Annotated in this window: 18 protein-coding genes; 11 read left to right on the plus strand and 7 right to left on the minus strand. The window is 68.1% G+C overall.

From position 1 onward, the window contains the following. The first annotated feature begins 175 nt into the window (after window positions 1–175). On the plus strand, window positions 176–1,189 hold the full coding sequence (locus VLA96_12450) for a DUF6709 family protein (GenBank protein ID HSE50011.1): 1,014 nt from the start codon (window positions 176–178) through the stop codon (window positions 1,187–1,189). A 160-nt stretch (window positions 1,190–1,349) separates the two neighbouring features. Here the strand turns inward: VLA96_12450 and infB are convergent, their stop codons facing one another. The 3 genes from infB to rimP all read right to left on the minus strand — a co-directional run bounded on the left by infB (window position 1,350) and on the right by rimP (window position 6,516). Further along, a complete protein-coding gene (gene infB, locus VLA96_12455; GenBank protein ID HSE50012.1) occupies window positions 1,350–4,199 on the minus strand; it encodes a translation initiation factor IF-2 in 2,850 nt (949 codons plus the stop codon). A gap of 125 nt (window positions 4,200–4,324) precedes the next feature. Next, complete coding sequence (gene nusA / locus VLA96_12460) at window positions 4,325–5,908, minus strand: transcription termination factor NusA (GenBank protein HSE50013.1); 1,584 nt, start codon at window positions 5,906–5,908, stop codon at window positions 4,325–4,327. An 89-nt stretch (window positions 5,909–5,997) separates the two neighbouring features. Further along, a complete protein-coding gene (gene rimP / locus VLA96_12465; protein ID HSE50014.1) occupies window positions 5,998–6,516 on the minus strand; it encodes a ribosome maturation factor RimP in 519 nt (172 codons plus the stop codon). 348 nt (window positions 6,517–6,864) lie between these two features. On the opposite strand from rimP, the gene VLA96_12470 reads away from it, so the two are divergent. From VLA96_12470 to VLA96_12485, 4 genes are all read left to right on the plus strand, one after another. Further along, on the plus strand, window positions 6,865–7,197 hold the full coding sequence (locus tag VLA96_12470; GenBank protein HSE50015.1) for a hypothetical protein: 333 nt from the start codon (window positions 6,865–6,867) through the stop codon (window positions 7,195–7,197). 14 nt (window positions 7,198–7,211) lie between these two features. Beyond that, window positions 7,212–7,832: a PilZ domain-containing protein gene (locus VLA96_12475; protein HSE50016.1), complete on the plus strand. Its 621-nt coding sequence runs from the start codon at window positions 7,212–7,214 to the stop codon at window positions 7,830–7,832. A gap of 131 nt (window positions 7,833–7,963) precedes the next feature. After that, window positions 7,964–8,305, plus strand: a complete 342-nt coding sequence (locus VLA96_12480) for a PilZ domain-containing protein (protein ID HSE50017.1) — start codon at window positions 7,964–7,966, stop codon at window positions 8,303–8,305. 30 nt (window positions 8,306–8,335) lie between these two features. Beyond that, a complete protein-coding gene (locus VLA96_12485) occupies window positions 8,336–8,962 on the plus strand; it encodes a cation transporter (protein HSE50018.1) in 627 nt (208 codons plus the stop codon). Here the strand turns inward: VLA96_12485 and arsB are convergent. Beyond that, on the minus strand, window positions 8,959–10,047 hold the full coding sequence (gene arsB, locus VLA96_12490) for an ACR3 family arsenite efflux transporter (protein ID HSE50019.1): 1,089 nt from the start codon (window positions 10,045–10,047) through the stop codon (window positions 8,959–8,961). The two genes, VLA96_12485 and arsB, sit on opposite strands and share 4 nt — an antisense overlap. Window positions 10,048–10,370: 323 nt before the next feature. Between arsB and VLA96_12495 the strand changes: the two genes are divergently transcribed. The 4 genes from VLA96_12495 (at window position 10,371) to VLA96_12510 (ending at window position 14,391) form a co-directional block, all read left to right on the plus strand. Next, a complete protein-coding gene (locus VLA96_12495) occupies window positions 10,371–10,844 on the plus strand; it encodes a hypothetical protein (protein HSE50020.1) in 474 nt (157 codons plus the stop codon). 58 nt (window positions 10,845–10,902) lie between these two features. Continuing rightward, complete coding sequence (locus VLA96_12500) at window positions 10,903–12,204, plus strand: amidohydrolase family protein (protein HSE50021.1); 1,302 nt, start codon at window positions 10,903–10,905, stop codon at window positions 12,202–12,204. A gap of 185 nt (window positions 12,205–12,389) precedes the next feature. Continuing rightward, the gene (guaB, locus tag VLA96_12505; GenBank protein HSE50022.1) at window positions 12,390–13,904 is read left to right on the plus strand and encodes an IMP dehydrogenase; all 1,515 of its coding nucleotides are present in this window, start codon (window positions 12,390–12,392) and stop codon (window positions 13,902–13,904) included. A 13-nt stretch (window positions 13,905–13,917) separates the two neighbouring features. Beyond that, window positions 13,918–14,391, plus strand: a complete 474-nt coding sequence (locus VLA96_12510) for a VanZ family protein (GenBank protein HSE50023.1) — start codon at window positions 13,918–13,920, stop codon at window positions 14,389–14,391. Here VLA96_12510 and VLA96_12515 read toward each other — a convergent pair. Next, a complete protein-coding gene (locus VLA96_12515; GenBank protein ID HSE50024.1) occupies window positions 14,388–15,584 on the minus strand; it encodes an MFS transporter in 1,197 nt (398 codons plus the stop codon). The genes VLA96_12510 and VLA96_12515 overlap by 4 nt on opposite strands. Before the next feature lie 40 nt (window positions 15,585–15,624). Here VLA96_12515 and VLA96_12520 point away from each other — a divergent pair, with 40 nt between their 5' ends. Next, on the plus strand, window positions 15,625–16,125 hold the full coding sequence (locus VLA96_12520) for an isoprenylcysteine carboxylmethyltransferase family protein (GenBank protein HSE50025.1): 501 nt from the start codon (window positions 15,625–15,627) through the stop codon (window positions 16,123–16,125). 163 nt (window positions 16,126–16,288) lie between these two features. After that, window positions 16,289–16,618 (plus strand): hypothetical protein, encoded by a 330-nt coding sequence (locus tag VLA96_12525; protein HSE50026.1) that lies wholly within the window; start codon window positions 16,289–16,291, stop codon window positions 16,616–16,618. A gap of 8 nt (window positions 16,619–16,626) precedes the next feature. Here the strand turns inward: VLA96_12525 and rplQ are convergent, their stop codons facing one another. Together rplQ and VLA96_12535 are read right to left on the minus strand one after the other, a co-directional pair. Then, window positions 16,627–17,115, minus strand: coding sequence for a 50S ribosomal protein L17 (gene rplQ, locus VLA96_12530; protein HSE50027.1), 489 nt, complete (start codon window positions 17,113–17,115; stop codon window positions 16,627–16,629). A gap of 96 nt (window positions 17,116–17,211) precedes the next feature. Beyond that, window positions 17,212–17,454 (minus strand): DNA-directed RNA polymerase subunit alpha C-terminal domain-containing protein (locus VLA96_12535; protein ID HSE50028.1); only part of this gene is annotated, 243 nt, incomplete at its 5' end.

Raw genomic sequence — 17,454 nt, forward strand, 5'->3', positions numbered from 1 at the left:
AAATGGCCGGCGCTCATAGTCCTCCCCGCCTTCTCTCACTCTCGAGAATCTCCCGCGAAGCCTGCTCGGCACCCGGTACTCCGTACTCGCAACTCGCGACTCGGAACTCGCAACTCACTCTCGCTTTGTCCCCGGCACGACCTGTGCTACCTTGCGCCCCACGAGGCCCGATCCCATGTGGCAGAACTTCATCGGACAGCACGTCCGCCGCACCAACCGCAATCTTCTCATCGTCAACCTGGTCATCGTTCTCGCGCTCTGCGGCCTGCTCGCCGTCTCCTGGGGCTACCTCAAGAGCATGTTCGGCACGCCACCGACGATGACCGCGCAGCAGATATCCGCGAATCTCCAGCAACTCTCCGGCACCATCGTCACGGTGAACGGCGACCGCTCGTTCTCGACCGGGCTGCAATGGACCAAGGGCAGCCAGGTCCTCTACGAGTACGCTGTGCTCGACACCGGCGACGCCTTCGTCGTCGTCAAGGTCTCGCCCGGCATCTCCGGTCCGCGCTCCTTCACCGGCACGGTCGAAGACATCCCCGCCGAAGTCCGCCGCCGCCTGCTGGAGGACTACCACAAGGAGCAGCCCGGCGCCCCAGACCCCTTCCCGCCCTTCCTCATCAATGCGCACGACGCCACGCGCGAAGGCTGGGTCGGATTGGTCGTCGGCATCCCGCTCGCGCTGCTCGCGTTCTGGAACCTCTGGAAGTGGCGCGAGCGCGCCTCCGATATCACCGCCCACCCCGCCGTCCGCGCGCTCAAGGTCGCCGGCCAGCCCTGGCAGGCCGCTCAGCAGATCGAAGGCGAACTCCCCGCCGCGCAGGAATTCAACAAGCTCAAGGTCACCGCGAGCTGGGTGCTCGCGCCTACCTTCTTCGCGCTTCACGTCCGCCGCTTGCAGGACCTCGTGTGGGTCTACGGCAAGGTCGTCCGCCACTACACCTACTTCATCCCCACGGGAAAATCCTGGGGCATCGTGATCTGCGACGCCAACGGCGCCTTCGAAGTCCCGCTCAAGAGTGAAGAGATGATGGGCGAGGCCGTTGCCGCCATCGTGCAGCGCGTGCCCTACGTCATCGCCGGACACACGCCGGAGCTCGAAGGGCTCTACAACGGCAAGCGCGCCGAGTTCATCGCCGCCGTCCAACAGCGCAAGACCCAAGCCAAGGGCGCCGCCGCCTCGACGTAGCGCGGGCGGCTCGCCCGCGCCTCGCTAAAGCAAGTGGCCGGGCTCTTCGCCCGGCCACTCGCACCTCACAACTCGCAACTCGCAACTCGCAACTCCAAAGCAAATGGCCGGGCTCTTCGCCCGGCCACTCGGTACACGGTACTCAGTACTCGGTACTCGCTTACGCCGTCAGCTCCGCCGCCACCCGTTCCGTGACGAACGCCTCGATCACGTCGCCCTTCTTGATGTCGCCGTAGTTCGCGATCGAGATGCCGCACTCCATGCCGTTGCGCACCTCGCTCACGTCGTCCTTGAAGCGCCGCAGCGACCCGATCTTGCCCTTGTAGACGACCACGTTGTCGCGCAGCAGCCGCACCTCGTTGTTCTGTTTGATCGTGCCGTCCGAAACCTGGCAGCCCGCTACCGTCCCCACCTTCGGGATGCGGAACGTCTCCTTCACCTCGGCGCGCCCCATGTAGGTTTCCTTGACCACCGGTTCCAGCAGTCCGGTCATCGCCTTCTTGATCTCGTCCTGCAGCTCGTAAATGATCGAGTGCAGCCGGATGTCGACGCCTTCCTGCTCCGCCAGTTCGTGCGCCTTGCGCTCCGGCCGCACGCTGAACCCGATGATGATCGCGTTCGACGCCGACGCCAGCAGCACGTCCGTCTCCGTGATCGCGCCCACACCCGTGTGCAGCACCTTGATCTTCACTTTGTCCGTCGACAGCTTGTTCAGCGTGTCGCTCAGCACTTCCACCGACCCCTGCACGTCGCCCTTCAGGATGATGGGCAGCTCTTTCACGCCCGCCGTCTTGATCTGCTCCGCCAGGCCTTCCAGCGACACGCGGCTCGACTTCGCCAGCGTCGCCTCGCGCGCTTTCTGCTCCCGGTACCCCGCGATGCCCTTCGCCTTGTCGCGGTCCGCCACCACCACCAGTTGGTCGCCCGCCTGCGGCAGCCCTTCCAGTCCCAGCACCTCGACCGGCGTCGCCGGCGGCGCTTCTTCCACCGTGTTGCCGCGGTCGTCGAACATCGCGCGCACCTTGCCGAACGTGTTGCCGACCACGAACTGGTCGCCCGCCCGCAGCGTCCCGTTCTGGATCAGCACCGTCGCCACCGCTCCCCGCCCACGGTCCAGCTTCGCCTCCAGCACCGTGCCGTTCGCCGGACGATCCGGCGCCGCCTTCAACCCCTGCACGTCCGCCACCAGGCAGATCATCTCCAGCAGCAGGTTCAGGTTCTTCTTCTGCTTCGCCGATACGTCCACGAACACCGTCGTGCCGCCCCAGTCTTCCGGCATCAACCCGCGGTCCGCCAGCTGCTTCTTCACCCGCTCCGGCATCGCGTCCGGCTTGTCGATCTTGTTGACCGCCACGATCAGCGGCACCTTCGCCGCCTGCGCGTGGTCGATCGCCTCCAGCGTCTGCGGCATCACGCCGTCATCCGCCGCCACCACCAGCACCACGATGTCCGTCACCTTCGCGCCCCGCGCGCGCATGCGCGTGAACGCCTCGTGGCCCGGCGTGTCGATGAACGTGATCTCCCGCCCGAACGCCGGCGACCCCTGCTCCGTCACCCGCACCTTGTACGCCCCGATGTGCTGCGTGATTCCGCCCGCCTCGCCCTCCGCCACGTTCGCCAGCCGGATCGAATCCAGCAGCGTCGTCTTGCCGTGGTCCACGTGGCCCATGATGGTCACGATCGGCGGACGCGCCGCCCCGCCCCCTTCGCCCACGATCTCTTCCGCGCCCGACTCCACCGCTTCCTTCGCGGCCTGCTCTTCGAACGTGCTGACGCGCGTGTCGGCGCCGAACTGCCGCGCCATCTCCGTCGCCAGGTTCGCTTCCAGCGTCTGGTTGATGGTCGCGAACACGCCCTTCGCCAGCAGCCGCGTGATCAGGTCCTTCCCGCGGATCTCGAGCTTCTCCGCCAGGTCCTTCACGCTGATGCCTTCCGTGATGTCGATCGTGCGCGTGATCGGCAGCGGCTCGGTCGAGAGCGAGAGCCGTGGCGGCGGCACGAAGCCCTTCATCGGGCCTTCCTTCACGCCGCGCGGCACGTAGCGCTGCCCCGGCCGCCGCGCCGGACCACCCGGACGTCCTGCCGGCCGGCCCGTAGGCGGGCCCATCGGCGCGCCCGGTCCCACCCCGATCGGCCGCACGCCCGTCGGAGAGGTGCGCGTCGGATGCAGTCTGCGTTCGCCCGGCTTCAGCGGCGGCCGCGCTCCCGGCGCTCCTGGACGCGGCCGCTGGAAGATCGGCTGGCCCGGCACCGGGCGTCCCGGCGCTGGACGGCCCTGCATTCCCGGACGCGGCCCGATGGGCTGCCCCGGGCGCGGCGGCGCCCCGCCCGGCATTCCCGGACGCGGCGTCGCCGGCGCCAGGTACACCGGGCGCGGCCCTGTCTGCGGCGTGATCACGCGCCGCTGCGGGCTTGGCGGAGTCGGCGGCGCCTGCGGCGGCGCCGCTTGCTGCGGCGGCTGCGTCGGAGGTGTGACTTGCACCGGCGCTTGCGCCGGCGGCACTTGTGTGACCGGACTCGGCGTCGGCGGCGGCGCGATCGTCTGCCCCGGCGGAGCCGCCGGAGGCTTCGGGGTCGCTTGCGATGCCGGCACCACCGTCGCGGCCGGCGGCGGCGTCACGCTCTTGATCGCCGGCGGTGGCGCCGCGGGCGGCGGGGTCGCCGCCGGCTTGGTCGCCGCCGGCGCCGCGGGCTTCGCCGCGGCAGGCTTCGCCGGCGCCGCCGGTGCCGCCTTCGACTGGATGGCCTTGAGGACGTCTCCCGGCTTGGAGATCTTCGAGAGGTCGAACTTCGGCTTCAGCTCGTCGGCCGTCGCTTTGTGCGCCGACTTCGATTCCTTGGCCGGCGCCGACGACTTCGCAAAGTGCTTCCGCACCTTCTCCGCTTCGTCGGCTTCCAGAGAGCTCGAATGCGTCTTCTTCTCGGTCACCCCTACGTCTTCCAGAACGTCGAGGATCGCCTTGCTCTTTACTTCCAGCTCTCTTGCCAGGTCATTGATCCGGATCTTCATTCCGCCTTGTTTTTCCTTTGCCGCTAAGTCTTCATCTCGACCTCACGGGATTAAAACCTGTCATCCTGGGCCCGCCGCAGCGGGCGAAGGATCTCATCGCGACGATCGTTTCGTGAGCGACCGCCTCACTTCTCCTCCGGCTCCACCGTCTCCTCCGGCGCCGCGTTCTCCTCGCCGTGCGTGTGGACCTCGGCCACGTCCGCGTCGGGCGCGTTCTCCACGCCCGCGATCGCGTCCGCTTCCAGCGCCTGGCCGGTCTCCGCCGCCTCGGCGTACTCCGAGTTCTCCGGCTTCACTCCGGGAAGGATCGTCTCGCCCGACGCCGCCGCGTCCAGCCCGCTGGACTCCGTCGTGTCGAGCGACGCCTCGCCGCCGGCCGCCTCGACCACTGGCTCCGCCCCTTCCGCTTCCGCTGCCGGCGCCGCGCTTTCGCTCGATTCCAGGCTGGCGAAATAATTGTTCACCGCCAGCGAGATCTTCTCGATCGTCTTCGGCCCGATGCCCGGGATCTCCTCCAGTTGCTCCGGCGTCATGTCCGCCAGCGCTTCCACCGTCGAGATGCCCGCCGCCGCCAGCTTCTCCATCAGGCCTTCGCCCAGTTCCTTCACGTTCGAGAGCGGCGTGGTCGTGCCCACCAGCGCGGCCATCTGCTGCTCGACCTCCTGCCGCTTCTCCTCTTCGCTCTTGATGTCGATCTTCCAGCCCAGCAGCTTCGCCGCCAGCCGCACGTTCTGGCCCTTCTTGCCGATCGCCAGCGACAGCTGCGAGTCGTCCACGATCACTTCCAGGTGCTTGTCGGCCGCGTCCACGATCGAGACGCGGCTCACCTTCGCCGGCTGCAGCGCCTTCTCCGCGAACGTCACCGGGTCTTCGTGGTACTCGATGATGTCGATCTTCTCCCCGCGCAGCTCGCGGATGATCGACTGCACGCGCATCCCCTTCATGCCGACGCACGCGCCCACCGAATCCACGTCCTTGTCCTTCGACATCACCGCGATCTTGGTGCGCTCCCCCGCCTCGCGCGCGATCGCGCGGATCACCACCGTCCCGTCATAGATCTCCGGCACTTCTGTCTGGAACAGGTGCTGCACCAGCTCCGGCGCCGCGCGCGACACCACCACCGCCGGACCCTTCGCGTTCTTCTCCACCCGCATCAGCACCACGCGCACCCGCTCACCCACCGCGAACGACTCCAGCCGTGACTGCTCCTTGCGCGGCATCCGCGCTTCCGCCTTGCCGATGTCGAAGATCACGTCCGGACCTTCCACGCGCTTCACCGTCGCCGTCAGGATCTCGTTCCCCCGGCCCGAATACTCGTTGAACACCGTGTCGCGCTCGGCCTCGCGCACCTTCTGGAAGATGACCTGCTTTGCCAGCTGCGCCGCGATCCGCCCCAGCACGTCCGTCGGCTTGTAGAACCGCACCTCCCCGCCCACCTCCGCGTTCGGGTCCACCTTCTTCGCGTCTCCCAGCGTGATCTGCAGGTTCGGGTCCTCGATCTGCTCCGGTCCTTCCACGATCGCCTTCACCGCGAACGCCCGGATCTGCCCCGACTCCTTGTCCAGCTCCGCCCGCAGGTTCTCCGTCGACTTGTAGTACTTGCGCGTCGCGACCACGATCGCGTCCTCGACCGCGCCCACCACGATCGCCGGGTCGATCCCCTTCTCGCGGCTCAGCAGCTCGATCTGTTGATACAGCGCACTCGCCATAGTCCGTCCCTTGTTGCGCCGGCCTCTCGCCGGCGGTCGCCCGGGCGTCTCGCCCGCGCTTCTGGCCCCTGGTCACTGACCACGAGCCACTAGATCTCCGGAACGAGGTTCGCTCGCTCCACGTTGCCCAATTCCACCGCGATCACTCGCCGCTCGGGCGCCGGCTTGTTCTTCCGTTTCTCCGGCGTCACGTCCAGCGTCAAGCGGCCCTCGCCGAACGCTTCCAGTCTGCCTTCCCAGTGCCGGTTGTTCTCCACCGGCTCGCGCGTCATCAGCTTCACGCGGCTGCCGGTGAAGCGCGCAAAATCTTCCGCCTTGCTCAACTTCCGGTCCAGCCCCGGCGACGACACCTCCAGCAGGTACGCCCCGCCCGGGATCACGTCCTCCACGTCCAGGATCGTGCTCATCTCCCGGCTGACCGCCTCGCAATCCGAATGCGTCACCCCGTACTGCACCAGCTCGTCCGGCGTGCTGCCGGCTTGCGCCGCGCCCGCCTTCTCGATGTACACCCGCAGCAGCCGGCCACCCTTGCCCGCCCCGCCGCGAAACTCCACGTCGGCGATCTCCAGGCCCAGGTCCTTCGCCACCCGCTCCGCGATCGCCCTCACTTGTTCTTCCAACGCCATCCCAAAATAAAAGTGGGCTTGCGCCCACTGGTGTGCTTCGCCAGCTTCCCCGCCTGGATTTACTACGCACAGCCACACACAGCGCGGGTGGGTACAGCCACTACAATCACCAAGTATACGCCTCGTCTCACCGCCTGACAACGGCCCGCCCGCCTCTCGCCCGCACGCGGCAGGCCCCCCAACCCCTTCAAAACCTTAGCCCTTTCGGGCAGCGTCCATCGGACACGTCCGGCTTGTCCGACCAGCCCTTGGCCTACTTCCCTCCCGTTATCTTTTCGGTTGCTGTCCTTCCGCGTAGCCTGCAAACGTCGGCGCAAAGGTGTTGACCCTATGCAAGCCCCCAGCTCGCTGCGCCCCGTCCTGACGCTGCCCGCGCAGCCCGCCCTCCGCTTCCGTCTGCTCGATTCCGACGCCTGGCTCGACGGCCAGGTCGAAGACCTCTCGCGCCACACCATCTGCTTCCTGACCGACCTCCCGCTCGAGCTCGGCGCGGAACTGGAAGTCGTGCTGCCCGCGCCGGCGCTCGCTCCTCTCCGCACTTACGGACCGCCGCAGCGCGCCCGCGTCGTCAGCCGCGTCCTCGACCGCTGGCCCGACCTCCGCACCGCCGTCACCGCCGTGCTGTCCGAAGTCCCGGGCACGCACTTCGCGGGGGCGGCATGAGAGGCCATGCTGCCATGATCCTGCGCGTCCACACGCCCTCCGATCACGCCGAACGGCGCCATCCGCGCGTGCGCGTCGCCCTGCCCGTCGAGATGCGTAGCGGGCTGATGCTCGCGCTCGGCACCAGCTCCGACCTCAGCGAAGGTGGCATGCTGCTCGCCTCTCCCATCCGCGTGGAGCGCGATCCCGAGCTCTGGCTGCGCTTCAACCTGCCCAACGGACACTCCGTCCGCACCCAGGCCAGGATCTGCCATAGCCAGCCCGACGGCCGCCTCGGCGTCAGCTTCGACCGCCTCTCGCCCCAGGACAAGTTCGCCCTCGCCGAGGCCCTGCAGCGCCTGCTCGGCTACACCCGCCGCGGCCAGCGCCGCGCCCGGCGCCTGCACATCACGCTTCGCCCGGTCGGCTCGCCCGACAGCGAGCAGGAAATCGCCGAGACCATCCTCATCAGCCCCCACGGCGGCCTCATGCTCTCCCGCGCGCACCACAAGCTGCTCGACCAGGTCACCATCGCCTGGCCCGAGCGCCGCAAGCAGGCCGACGCCCGCATCGTCTATCGCCGCTCCGCCGGACCCGGCGGCCTCTACGAGCTCGGCTTCACCTTCGAAGACACCGACAACTTCTGGGAGCTCTGACGACCGAGTCTTTCCTTCCGGTTCAGTGACTTACGGGATGTTGGTGACCCTCGTAATCTTGCGCCCGCGCCCGCCCCGGCGCACACTCCATGGTGCAGGCCGCGATCTCGGGGTCGAGGAAGGAGATTCGTATGGCCACTAACCAAGCCAAGCGTGAGCGCCGCCGGGCGCACCGCGTTTCCACCGACATTGAAGTCCGCTACGGCGCCAACGGCGAGCTCGTCCTCGCCGCCGCCTGCGACTTGAGCGAGCACGGCATCGGTCTGATGGGGCCTCGCCTCTACCCCATCGGGACCGAGCTCGACCTTCGCTTCCGCACCCCGCGCGAGGGCGCCGGCGCCGGCACCCTGCTGTTCCTCCGCGGCACCGTGCGCCACGCCGTCGGCAAGCGGCTGGGACTCCGCTTCGCCGTCGTCCCGGAAGAGGCGCGGCGCGCGCTCTGCCAGTCGGTCCACCAGCTGGACGCGCCGTGAGGAGCCCTCCACCGGACTAGAATCGCGGCAGTGGCCACCGACACCATCACGCGGCAGCGCGACCTCCGGCGCGGCATCCGCCTCGAGTACCTCACCGTCGGATGGAACCTGCTCGAAGGCCTGGTCGCCGTCGCCAGCGGCGCCGTCGCCGGCAGCATCGCGCTCGTCGGCTTCGGCATCGACTCGTTCATCGAGACCTCGTCGGGCGCCGTGCTCCTCTGGCGCCTGCGCGCCGAGCATCGCGGCGCCGACGCCGCGCGGCTGGAGCAGCGCGCCCTCAGGCTGGTGGGCCTCGGTTTCCTGCTGCTCGCCGCCTACGTCGCCGGCGATGCCGGCCTCGCCCTCTGGCGCAAGGAAGCCCCCGCGCGCAGCCTCGTCGGCATCGTGCTCGCCGCCGTCTCGCTCGTCGTCATGCCCTGGCTGGCGCACGCCAAGCGCAAGGCCGCGGGCGCGCTCGCCAGCGCCGCCCTCCACGCCGACTCGCGCCAGACCTCGCTCTGCGCCTATCTCTCCGCCATCTTGCTCGGCGGCCTCGCGCTCAACGCGACGCTCGGTTGGTGGTGGGCCGATCCCGTCGCCGCCCTCGCCATGACTCCCATCATCGTGCACGAGGGCCTCGAGGCCCTCCGCGGCGAACACTGCCACGACTGCCGCTAAGACTCCGGCGCCGCCGGGAACCACTGCCGCGTCCGGTTGCACACCGCGCACACCGACAGCATCACCGGCACTTCCACCAGCACCCCGACCACGGTCGCCAGCGCCGCTCCCGAACCCGGCCCGAACAGCGCGATCGCCGTCGCCACCGCCAGCTCAAAGAAATTACTCGCCCCGATCAGCGCCCCCGGCGCCGCCACCCGGTGCTCCACTTTCAGCACTCGCATCAGGCCGTACGCCAGCCCGGCATTCAGGTACACCTGCACCAGGATCGGGATGGCGATCAGCAGCACGTGCAGGTAGCGCCCCGTGATGTTCTCCGCCTGGAACGCGAAGATGAAGACCAGCGTCGCCAGCAGCGCCAGGATGGTGACCGGGCTGAGACGCGGCAGGAACGCGGTCTCGAACCACTGCTGGCCGCGCGCCCGCGTCAGCCACGCGCGCAGCGCTACCCCGCCCGCCAGCGGCAGCACGAGGAACACCCCCACCGACCACAGCAGCACGCTGAACGGCACCGCCAACGACGACGCCCCGCTCACCAGGAAGCGCACGATCGGCGCGAACAGCACCAGCATGATCAGGTCGTTCACCGACACCTGCACCAGCGTGTAGGCCGCGTCGCCCTCGGTCAGGTAGCTCCACACGAACACCATCGCCGTGCACGGCGCCGCCGCCAGGATGATCACCCCCGCGATGTACTGGTCGGCTTCCGCCGGCGTGATCCACGCGGCGAACACGTGCCGGAAGAACAGCCACCCCAGCAGCGCCATCGAGAACGGCTTGACCAGCCAGTTCACGAACAGCGTCACCAGCAGCCCCCGCGGCTTGCGCCGCACCCCCGCGATGGCTGCGAAGTCCACCTTCATCATCATCGGCGTGATCATCAGCCAGATCAGCGCCGCGATCGGCACGTTCACCTGGCTCCCGTGCCCGAACTCCAGCGTCCGCAGCGAATCCACCACGCCCGGCAGCCACTTGCCCAGCAGCAGGCCCGCGACCATGCACACCGCCACCCACACGCTCAGGTAGCGCTCGAAGACCGAAAGCCGCCGGCGCGCCACCGGAAGCGGGATGGTGGAAGTCGCCATCGCTGCAACGATGTTAGGCGACGCTGGTTCCCCCCTGGGTGACCAGGATCACGTCGCGGCGTGAGCGCTGCGCCGCTCCCCTCCGCCCCTGTTCATGTATTCTTATAGATAAGAAATAATATTCCACTTGACAAATAGATGCGCTCGCCGTATTCTGATGTTTGCTTTTTATTCGCCATCATGACTCGCGTTTCTGAACCACGGTAAACCACGGTAAACCACGGTGAAACCACGGTAGAGATCACGGTGCATTTCGAGGTTAAGTCGTTCATTCTGAATCCCCTAGCGGCCCACGAGGGCTGAGAGGGGGGAGGGGTACCCCCATGAAGTCCAGCACCAGCTCCGCTTCCGCGCCCGCCAACGGCTATCACACCGAGCCGGAACGCGCCGACCACGCCCGCAAGGCGCCGCGCTGCTCTTACGTCAAGTACAACGGCCAGACCTGCGGCTGCCCCGCTCTCAAGGGCCGCCCGCTCTGCCGCTATCACCACGAGGCCGCGGAGGAGAAGCTCCTCATGCTCCCCTTCATCACCGACGCCGCCAGCCTCCAGATGGCTGTCAACCGCGTCATCCGCCTGCTCGAGACCGACCTCATCGACTGCCGCAAGGCCACCGCTCACCTCTACGCCCTCCAGCTCGCCAGCCAGAACCTCACCCGCCTCGCCGACGAGATGCCCTCCGATCCCGATTCCGAGGACGCCTCCGTCACCGGCCGCATCATGGCCATCCTCGATCCCCCGCTCGAAAAATTCGCCCTCGTCCACCAAGAGATTCGCAAACTCGTCGACTTGCTTTAATGTAGGCCCCGAAAACTTCGGGGGTTTTATGCGCGCTTTCCTCGTTAGGACTGTCGTCTTGCTGCTCGCTGCCCCGGCGCTCGCCCAGTCGCCGCGCCAGGCCGACCCCGCCATCGCCGCCGAGGTTGCGAACATCCGCGCCATCGACAACCACGCGCACGTGCCCCAGCTCGTCGCTCGCGGCGAGAACGATGACGAATGGGACGCCCTGCCCTGCAGCGGCCACCTCGAGCCCTCCGCCGACCCGTTCATCATCCGGGCAGAGGAGAACGCGCTCTTCCCCGCGGCGTGGAAGGCGCTTTGGGGAGCGCAGAACGGCCGGCAGGCCGCCGCCGCGCGCGCGCAGAAGCGCGCCGAGCTCGGCGACCGGTACCCCGCCTGGGTGCTTGACCAGCTCGGCACCGAGACGATGTTCGCCAACCGCATCGCCCTCACGCTCAACGGCACCTCGCGCGGGCTGACGCCCCCGCGCTTCCGCTGGGTCCCGTTCGCGGACGCGCTGATGTATCCGCTGAACAATTCGGCGCTCGCGAACACACCCGACCGCAAGTTCTTCTACGGCCGCGAGGAGATGCTGCTCCGGCGGTACATGAAGGAATCGGGCAGGAAAGCGATGACGACTTCGCTCGATGTGTATCTCGAAAAGCTCGTGCGCCCGACCCTGGAGCGCTGGAAGCAACAAGGCGCGGTCGCCATCAAGTTCGAAATGGCGTATCTGCGGTCGCTCGAAGTGGGCCCAGCGACCAAAGAGCAAGCAGCGCGCGTCATGGCGCGCTATGCCTGGAGCTCAACGCCGCCGCCGGCCGCCGACTACAAGCTCCTCCAGGACTTCCTCTTCCGCTACATGGCCGCGCAAGCCGGCCGGCTTGGCCTCGCCGTCCACATCCACACCGGCGCCGGCTGCGGCAGCTACTTCTTCCTGAACGGCAGCGATCCCGCGCTGCTCGACGGCGTGCTCAACGACAAGTCGCTGCGCGCCACCAACTTCGTGCTCATCCACGGCGGCTGGCCCTTCCACAAGTCGGCCGCCTATCTGCTCGGCAAGCCCAACGTGTACGCCGATTTCTCCGTGCAGAACCTCTTGCTCTCGCGCGACAAGGGCGCTGAGATCCTGCGCGACTACCTGGAGTGGTTCCCCGAGAAGATCATGTTCGGCACCGACCTCGCGCCCGGCGGCGACGAGGTCGACTGGGAGGAGGTCGGCTGGGTCGCGAACCGCACCGGCCGCGACGCCCTCGCCCTCGCGCTGACCGACATGATGAACGCCGGGGAGATCTCGCGCGAGCGCGCCCTCCAGCTCGCGCGCATGGTCATGCGGGAGAACGCGGTGAAGCTGTATGGGTTCGACGACGCCAAGTGAGATCCCTACCCGGCGCGAGCGCAGGCGAAGGGCCGGCCGAAGGACGGGCGTTCGCCGCAGCGAGCGGTGGGTAGGCGGCTTTTTCTGCGCGCGGGCGCAGCTCGCGCGCCGCGCGCTGGTGGGCGAGCGCGCCGCAACTCCGTCGGCGTCTAGCGGAAAGTGCGGCCCTCTCGGTACAATGAAACATGATTCACTTCCCTGTCCCCGAAGCCCTCACCTTTGACGACGTCCTGCTGCTGCCTGCCCGCTCGGACGTGGTCCCGGCGCAGGTCAACACGCAGACGCGGCTCTCGCGCAACATCACGCTCAACATCCCCATCATCTCGGCGGCGATGGACACCGTGACCGAGTCGCGCCTGGCCATCGCCATCGCGCAGCAGGGCGGCCTCGGCATCGTGCACCGCAACCTCACCATCGAGCAGCAGGCCGGCGAAGTCGACAAGGTGAAGCGCTCGGAGAGCGGCATGATCGTGGACCCGATCACGATGTCGCCCGACGACAAGGTCGCGGAAGCCCTGGAAGTCATGCGCCGCTACCGCATCTCGGGCGTGCCCATCACCAAGGCCAAAAAGCTGGTCGGCATCCTGACCAACCGCGACCTGCGCTTCGTCAACCGCACCGACATCCCCATCTCCAAGGTCATGACCAAGGACAACCTGATCACCGTCCCGGTGGGCACCACGCTGGAGGACGCGGAAGAGATCCTGCACAAGCATCGCGTCGAGAAGCTGCTGGTCGTCGACGACAAGTTCCAGCTCAAGGGCCTGATCACCGTCAAGGACATCCAGAAGAAGATGAAGTACCCGATGGCGGCGAAGGACTCGCACGGCCGGCTGCGCTGCGGCGCCGCCGTGGGCGCGACCGGCGACTTCCTGGAGCGCGCGCAGGAGCTGGTGAAGGCCAAGGTCGACGCGCTCGCCATCGACTCCGCGCACGGCCACTCCACCCGCGTGATCGAGGCCATCAAGGCCATCAAGGCGAAGCTGCCGGAGGTGGACCTGCTCGCCGGCAACGTGGGCACCTTCGACGGCGCCTGCGAGCTGGTGAAGGCCGGCGCCGACGCCATCAAGGTCGGCATCGGCCCGGGCTCGATCTGCACCACCCGCATCGTGACCGGCGCCGGCGTGCCGCAGATCACCGCCATCGCCGAGGCCGCGCGCGCCACCAAGGACGCCAACATCCCCGTCATCGCCGACGGCGGCATCAAGTACTCCGGCGACGTGACCAAGGCGCTCGCGGCCGGCGCCAGCGTCGTGATGATCGGCTCGCTGTTCGCCGGCACCGACGAGTCCCCGGGCGAGACCATCCTCTACCAGGGCCGGCAGTTCAAGTCCTACCGCGGCATGGGCTCGCTGAGCGCCATGGCTTCCGGCTCGAGCGAGCGCTACTCGCAGAACCTCGACGGCGAGTCCTCGGCCGCGCTGGCGGGCGACGAAGACGGCGACATGCGCACCAACCGCCTCCAGAAATTCGTGCCCGAGGGCATCGAAGGCCGCGTTCCCTACCGCGGGCCGCTCGCCGCGATGATCTACCAGCTCGTCGGCGGGCTCCGCTCCGGCATGGGCTACTGCGGCACCCAGACGGTGCCGGAGCTGCGCGAGCGCGCGCGCTTCATCCGCATCTCGGGCGCGGGCCTGCGCGAGAGCCACGTGCACGACGTCGTCATCACCCGCGAGGCGCCCAATTACCGCGTCGAGTAGCGCGAGCACGCGCGTGCGGCTCGCGTTCCGCACGTGGGTACCCGCGGTCGGCTGGACGCTGATGACGGTGGCGGCGGCGGGCGAGTTGCTCTCCGCGAGCCACACCAGTGCCTGGCTTCGCAGCGTGGTGCTTTTTTTGCTGCGCCGCGTCTCGACCGGCGAAGAGATCGCGGTCGCCGACGCCATCCTGCGCAAGAGCGGACACTTCCTGAATTACGCGATCCTGAGCTGGCTGTGGTTCCGCGCCGCGCGCTACTGGGAGCTGCGCGAGAAGTCGCGCGAATGGGCGCTGCGCTGGTCGCGCTGGGGATTCCTGCTGGCGGCGCTCACCGCCCTCGCCGATGAATGGCTGCAACACTTCGTGTCCAGCCGCACGAGCAATCCCGCCGACGTCGCGCTCGACTGCGCCGGCGCGCTCTTCGCCCAACTGCTGATCCTGCGCGTGTGGCTCGCGCGGCGGAAGCGCGCGGCCGCCCGGACAGCTTAGTCCGCGGCTTCGCGCTCCTCGCGCGCGGCTTCCGTGCCGCGCGGCGCCGACGCGAACAGCAGCATGAGCGCCGCGCTCGCCGCCAGGCCCGCGGAGAGGTAGAACGGCACGCGCGCGCCGTAGAGCTCCCACAGCCCGCCGGTGATCAGGCTCGCGACCAGCATCGTCACGCTAGTGAGGAAGTGGAAGAGCCCGAGCGCGCGGCCCCGCTTTTCCGCCGGCGAGTGGTCCACCACCAGCGCGCGCAGCACCGGATTGGTGAGCGAGTAGAACAGGCCGTAGCTCGCCATCGCGAGCCAGATCGCCATGCGCGACGGCGCGGCGGCAAACGTCACGTACACCGCGGCGAACACCAGATAGCCCGCGGCCGCGACGAAGTGCCGCGGCACCTTGTCGCTCAGCCTTCCCGCCGGCCACGACGTGAGCGTGTACGTGATGTTGAAGACCAGCCCGAGCAGCGGCGCATACGCGATCGGGATGCCGGCGTTCTCGGCGCGCAGCACCAGGAACATGTCGCTGGAGTTGCCGAGCGAGAAGAGCGCGACCGCGCCGAGCACGTAGTGGAAACGCCAGGGCAGGTGTGGGCGCAGCGTGAAGTCGAGCTTGCCGGCTGCGGTCGCGCCGCGCGCGCCGGTCTCGCGCACGAAGAGCGCGACGATCACGATGGCAAGCGCGCCCGGGACCGCGGCGGCCCAGAACACGGCGCGCGCCCCGTGATGCGTGAGGATGAGGAGCGCGAGCAGCGGGCCCGCGATGGCGCCGGCGGAATCCATCGCCTGGAGCAGGCCGAACGCGGAGCCGCGCTGCTCGGCCGGCACGGACTCGGCGATCATGACGTCGCGCGGCGAGTTGCGCATGCCCTTCGCGGTGCGGTCGGCGAAGCGGATGAGCAGCACCTGCCACCAGCTGGTCACGAGCGCGAGCAGCGGCTTCACCGCGTTGGCGACCGCGTAGCCGGCGACGACCATCGGCTTGCGCCGCGGGATGCGGTCGGCGAGATATCCGGAGAACAGCTTGGCCGCGGCCGCGACGCTCTCCGCGATGCCCTCGATCACGCCGAGCTGCGCCGGTCCCGCGCCGATGGTGGAGAGAAAAGCCGGCAGGATCCAGTAGGCCATCTCGCTGGCCGTGTCGTTGAGGAACGAGGTCGCGCCGAAGACGTAGACGTTGCGGCGCTCGCGGGGCGCGGGCATGGATTCTTTCTAACACAGAGGCGTATGCTGGCCGCCGTCTATGCGCTGGTTCGCGCTGCTGCGGTCGCTGTTCTTCGGCGTGCTGTTCATGTCGCTGTGGACGTATTTCGTGCCGCGGTGGCTCGGGCTCGAGGTGCACGAGGAAGGCGTGCTCGCGCAGCCGGCGCGGCTGCTCGGGCTCGTACCGCTGGCGGCGGGTTTCGCGGGAATGCTGTGGTGCCTGTTCGACTTCTCGTGGTTCGGCCACGGAACCCCGGCGCCGTTCGACGCGCCGCGCAAGTTCGTCTCGCGCGGGCCCTATCGCTACGTGCGCAACCCGATGTACCTCGCCGCGTGGCTGTTCCTGTGGGGTGAAGCCATCCTGCTGGCGCGCTGGAGGTGGAGCGTGGTCGCGTACCTGTTCGCGCTGGTCGGGATCGTGCACGCCTTCGTGCTGCTCTATGAGGAGCCGGTGCTGCGCGCGAAGTTCGGCGAGGAGTACAAGCAGTACTGCGCGCGCGTGAACCGCTGGCTGCCGCGGCCGCCGAGGATGGAAGCGTGATCCGCCGGATCGCCGCGTTGGTGATCGCGCTCCTCGCGCTGGCGAGCTTCGCGCTGCCATTCTTCGTGATCACCTACCGCGGAAAGCCGGTCATCCATTTCACGGGCCTCGGCTGCTGCAAGGCACAACGTTCCACCGCGCGCTGGAATACGGCGGAGAAGCGGTGCTGCCGCCGCCGCTGCAAGTCGTCACGAGCGCGTGGCTCGCATTCGGCGCGATCCTCGTCGCGGGCATCGCCCTGTCTCGCGGCGGGCGTTGGGGAAACATGCTCGGGCGCGTCGCAGGTCTGATCGGGATTCTCGGCAGCGCGATGCTGCGCGCGCATGGCACAGACGCGATCGGCCAACTCGTTCCCGAGCCGCTTCAGGTCGCGCCCTTGCCGATGTTGTGGCTTCCCTTTGGAGCGGCGGCGGTGCTGTGGGCCCTCAGCGCCTTCAGCACCTTCTTTCGCGGGAAAGAAAACGCGCCCGCCGAAGCGGGCGCGTCGCGGTAAGCGGAAAGCTACTTCGATTCTTTCTTGTCTTCTCCGGCGTCGGCCAAAGGCACCTCGCCCTGCTCTTCCATCTGCTTGCGGGCTTCCTCGATGCGCTTGGCGCGGCGTTCGGCGGTCTTTTCCTTCTTGGCTTCGAGCGTCTTCTCGGCGCCGAGCAACTCGATCCACGCGGTCTCGGTGCCATCGCCCTTCTTCCAGCCCTTGCGGACGATGCGCAGGTAACCGCCTTCGCGATCGCCGAAGCGGGGCGCGATCTCGAAGAGCTTGTCGACGGCGGCGCGGGTCATGAGGAAAGCGGCCGCTTGCCGGCGAGCGGCGAGATCGCCGCGCTTGCCGAGGGTGATCATGCGCTCGACGTGCGCGCGCATGAACTTGGCGCGCACGACCGAGGTCTCGACGCGCTCCTCGAGGATGAGCGAGGTGACGAGGTTGCGCAGCAGCGCGCGCCGGTGCGAGGTGTTACGTCCGAGTTTCCAGGTTCCTACACGATGACGCATAAAGTTCTCTCAATCCTGTTGCGCGGGCGAGCCGCCGGCGCCTAGCCAAAATTTGAAGCTGGAGGCGGGCGAAACCGCCCGCCTCCAAACGAATCGTTATCCTTCCATGCGAGCGGCGCCGGCGGTGGCGCTGACCGGCACGGCGTTGCCCTGCTCGTCGATCTTCATGCCGAGCGAGAGGCCCATCGAGGCAAGGATCTCCTTGATCTCGTTGAGCGACTTGCGGCCGAAGTTCTTGGTCTTGAGCATCTCGGCCTCGGTCTTCTGGACCAGCTCGCCGATGGTCTGGATATTCGCGTTCTTGAGGCAGTTGTAGCTGCGAACGGAAAGCTCCAGCTC

This window comes from Terriglobales bacterium (assembly GCA_035457425.1).
Lineage (GTDB): Bacteria > Acidobacteriota > Terriglobia > Terriglobales > Acidobacteriaceae > JACPNR01.

Bases quoted from the DNA above. Each gene is read 5' to 3' on its own strand.
- VLA96_12450 (HSE50011.1), top strand. From the start codon at position 176: ATGTGGCAGAACTTCATCGGACAGCACGTCCGCCGCACCAACCGCAAT.
- infB (HSE50012.1), bottom strand. From the start codon at position 4,199: ATGAAGATCCGGATCAATGACCTGGCAAGAGAGCTGGAAGTAAAGAGC.
- nusA (HSE50013.1), bottom strand. From the start codon at position 5,908: ATGGCGAGTGCGCTGTATCAACAGATCGAGCTGCTGAGCCGCGAGAAG.
- VLA96_12470 (HSE50015.1), top strand. From the start codon at position 6,865: ATGCAAGCCCCCAGCTCGCTGCGCCCCGTCCTGACGCTGCCCGCGCAG.
- VLA96_12475 (HSE50016.1), top strand. From the start codon at position 7,212: ATGATCCTGCGCGTCCACACGCCCTCCGATCACGCCGAACGGCGCCAT.
- VLA96_12480 (HSE50017.1), top strand. From the start codon at position 7,964: ATGGCCACTAACCAAGCCAAGCGTGAGCGCCGCCGGGCGCACCGCGTT.
- arsB (HSE50019.1), bottom strand. From the start codon at position 10,047: ATGGCGACTTCCACCATCCCGCTTCCGGTGGCGCGCCGGCGGCTTTCG.
- VLA96_12495 (HSE50020.1), top strand. From the start codon at position 10,371: ATGAAGTCCAGCACCAGCTCCGCTTCCGCGCCCGCCAACGGCTATCAC.
- guaB (HSE50022.1), top strand. From the start codon at position 12,390: ATGATTCACTTCCCTGTCCCCGAAGCCCTCACCTTTGACGACGTCCTG.
- VLA96_12515 (HSE50024.1), bottom strand. From the start codon at position 15,584: ATGCCCGCGCCCCGCGAGCGCCGCAACGTCTACGTCTTCGGCGCGACC.
- VLA96_12520 (HSE50025.1), top strand. From the start codon at position 15,625: ATGCGCTGGTTCGCGCTGCTGCGGTCGCTGTTCTTCGGCGTGCTGTTC.
- rplQ (HSE50027.1), bottom strand. From the start codon at position 17,115: ATGCGTCATCGTGTAGGAACCTGGAAACTCGGACGTAACACCTCGCAC.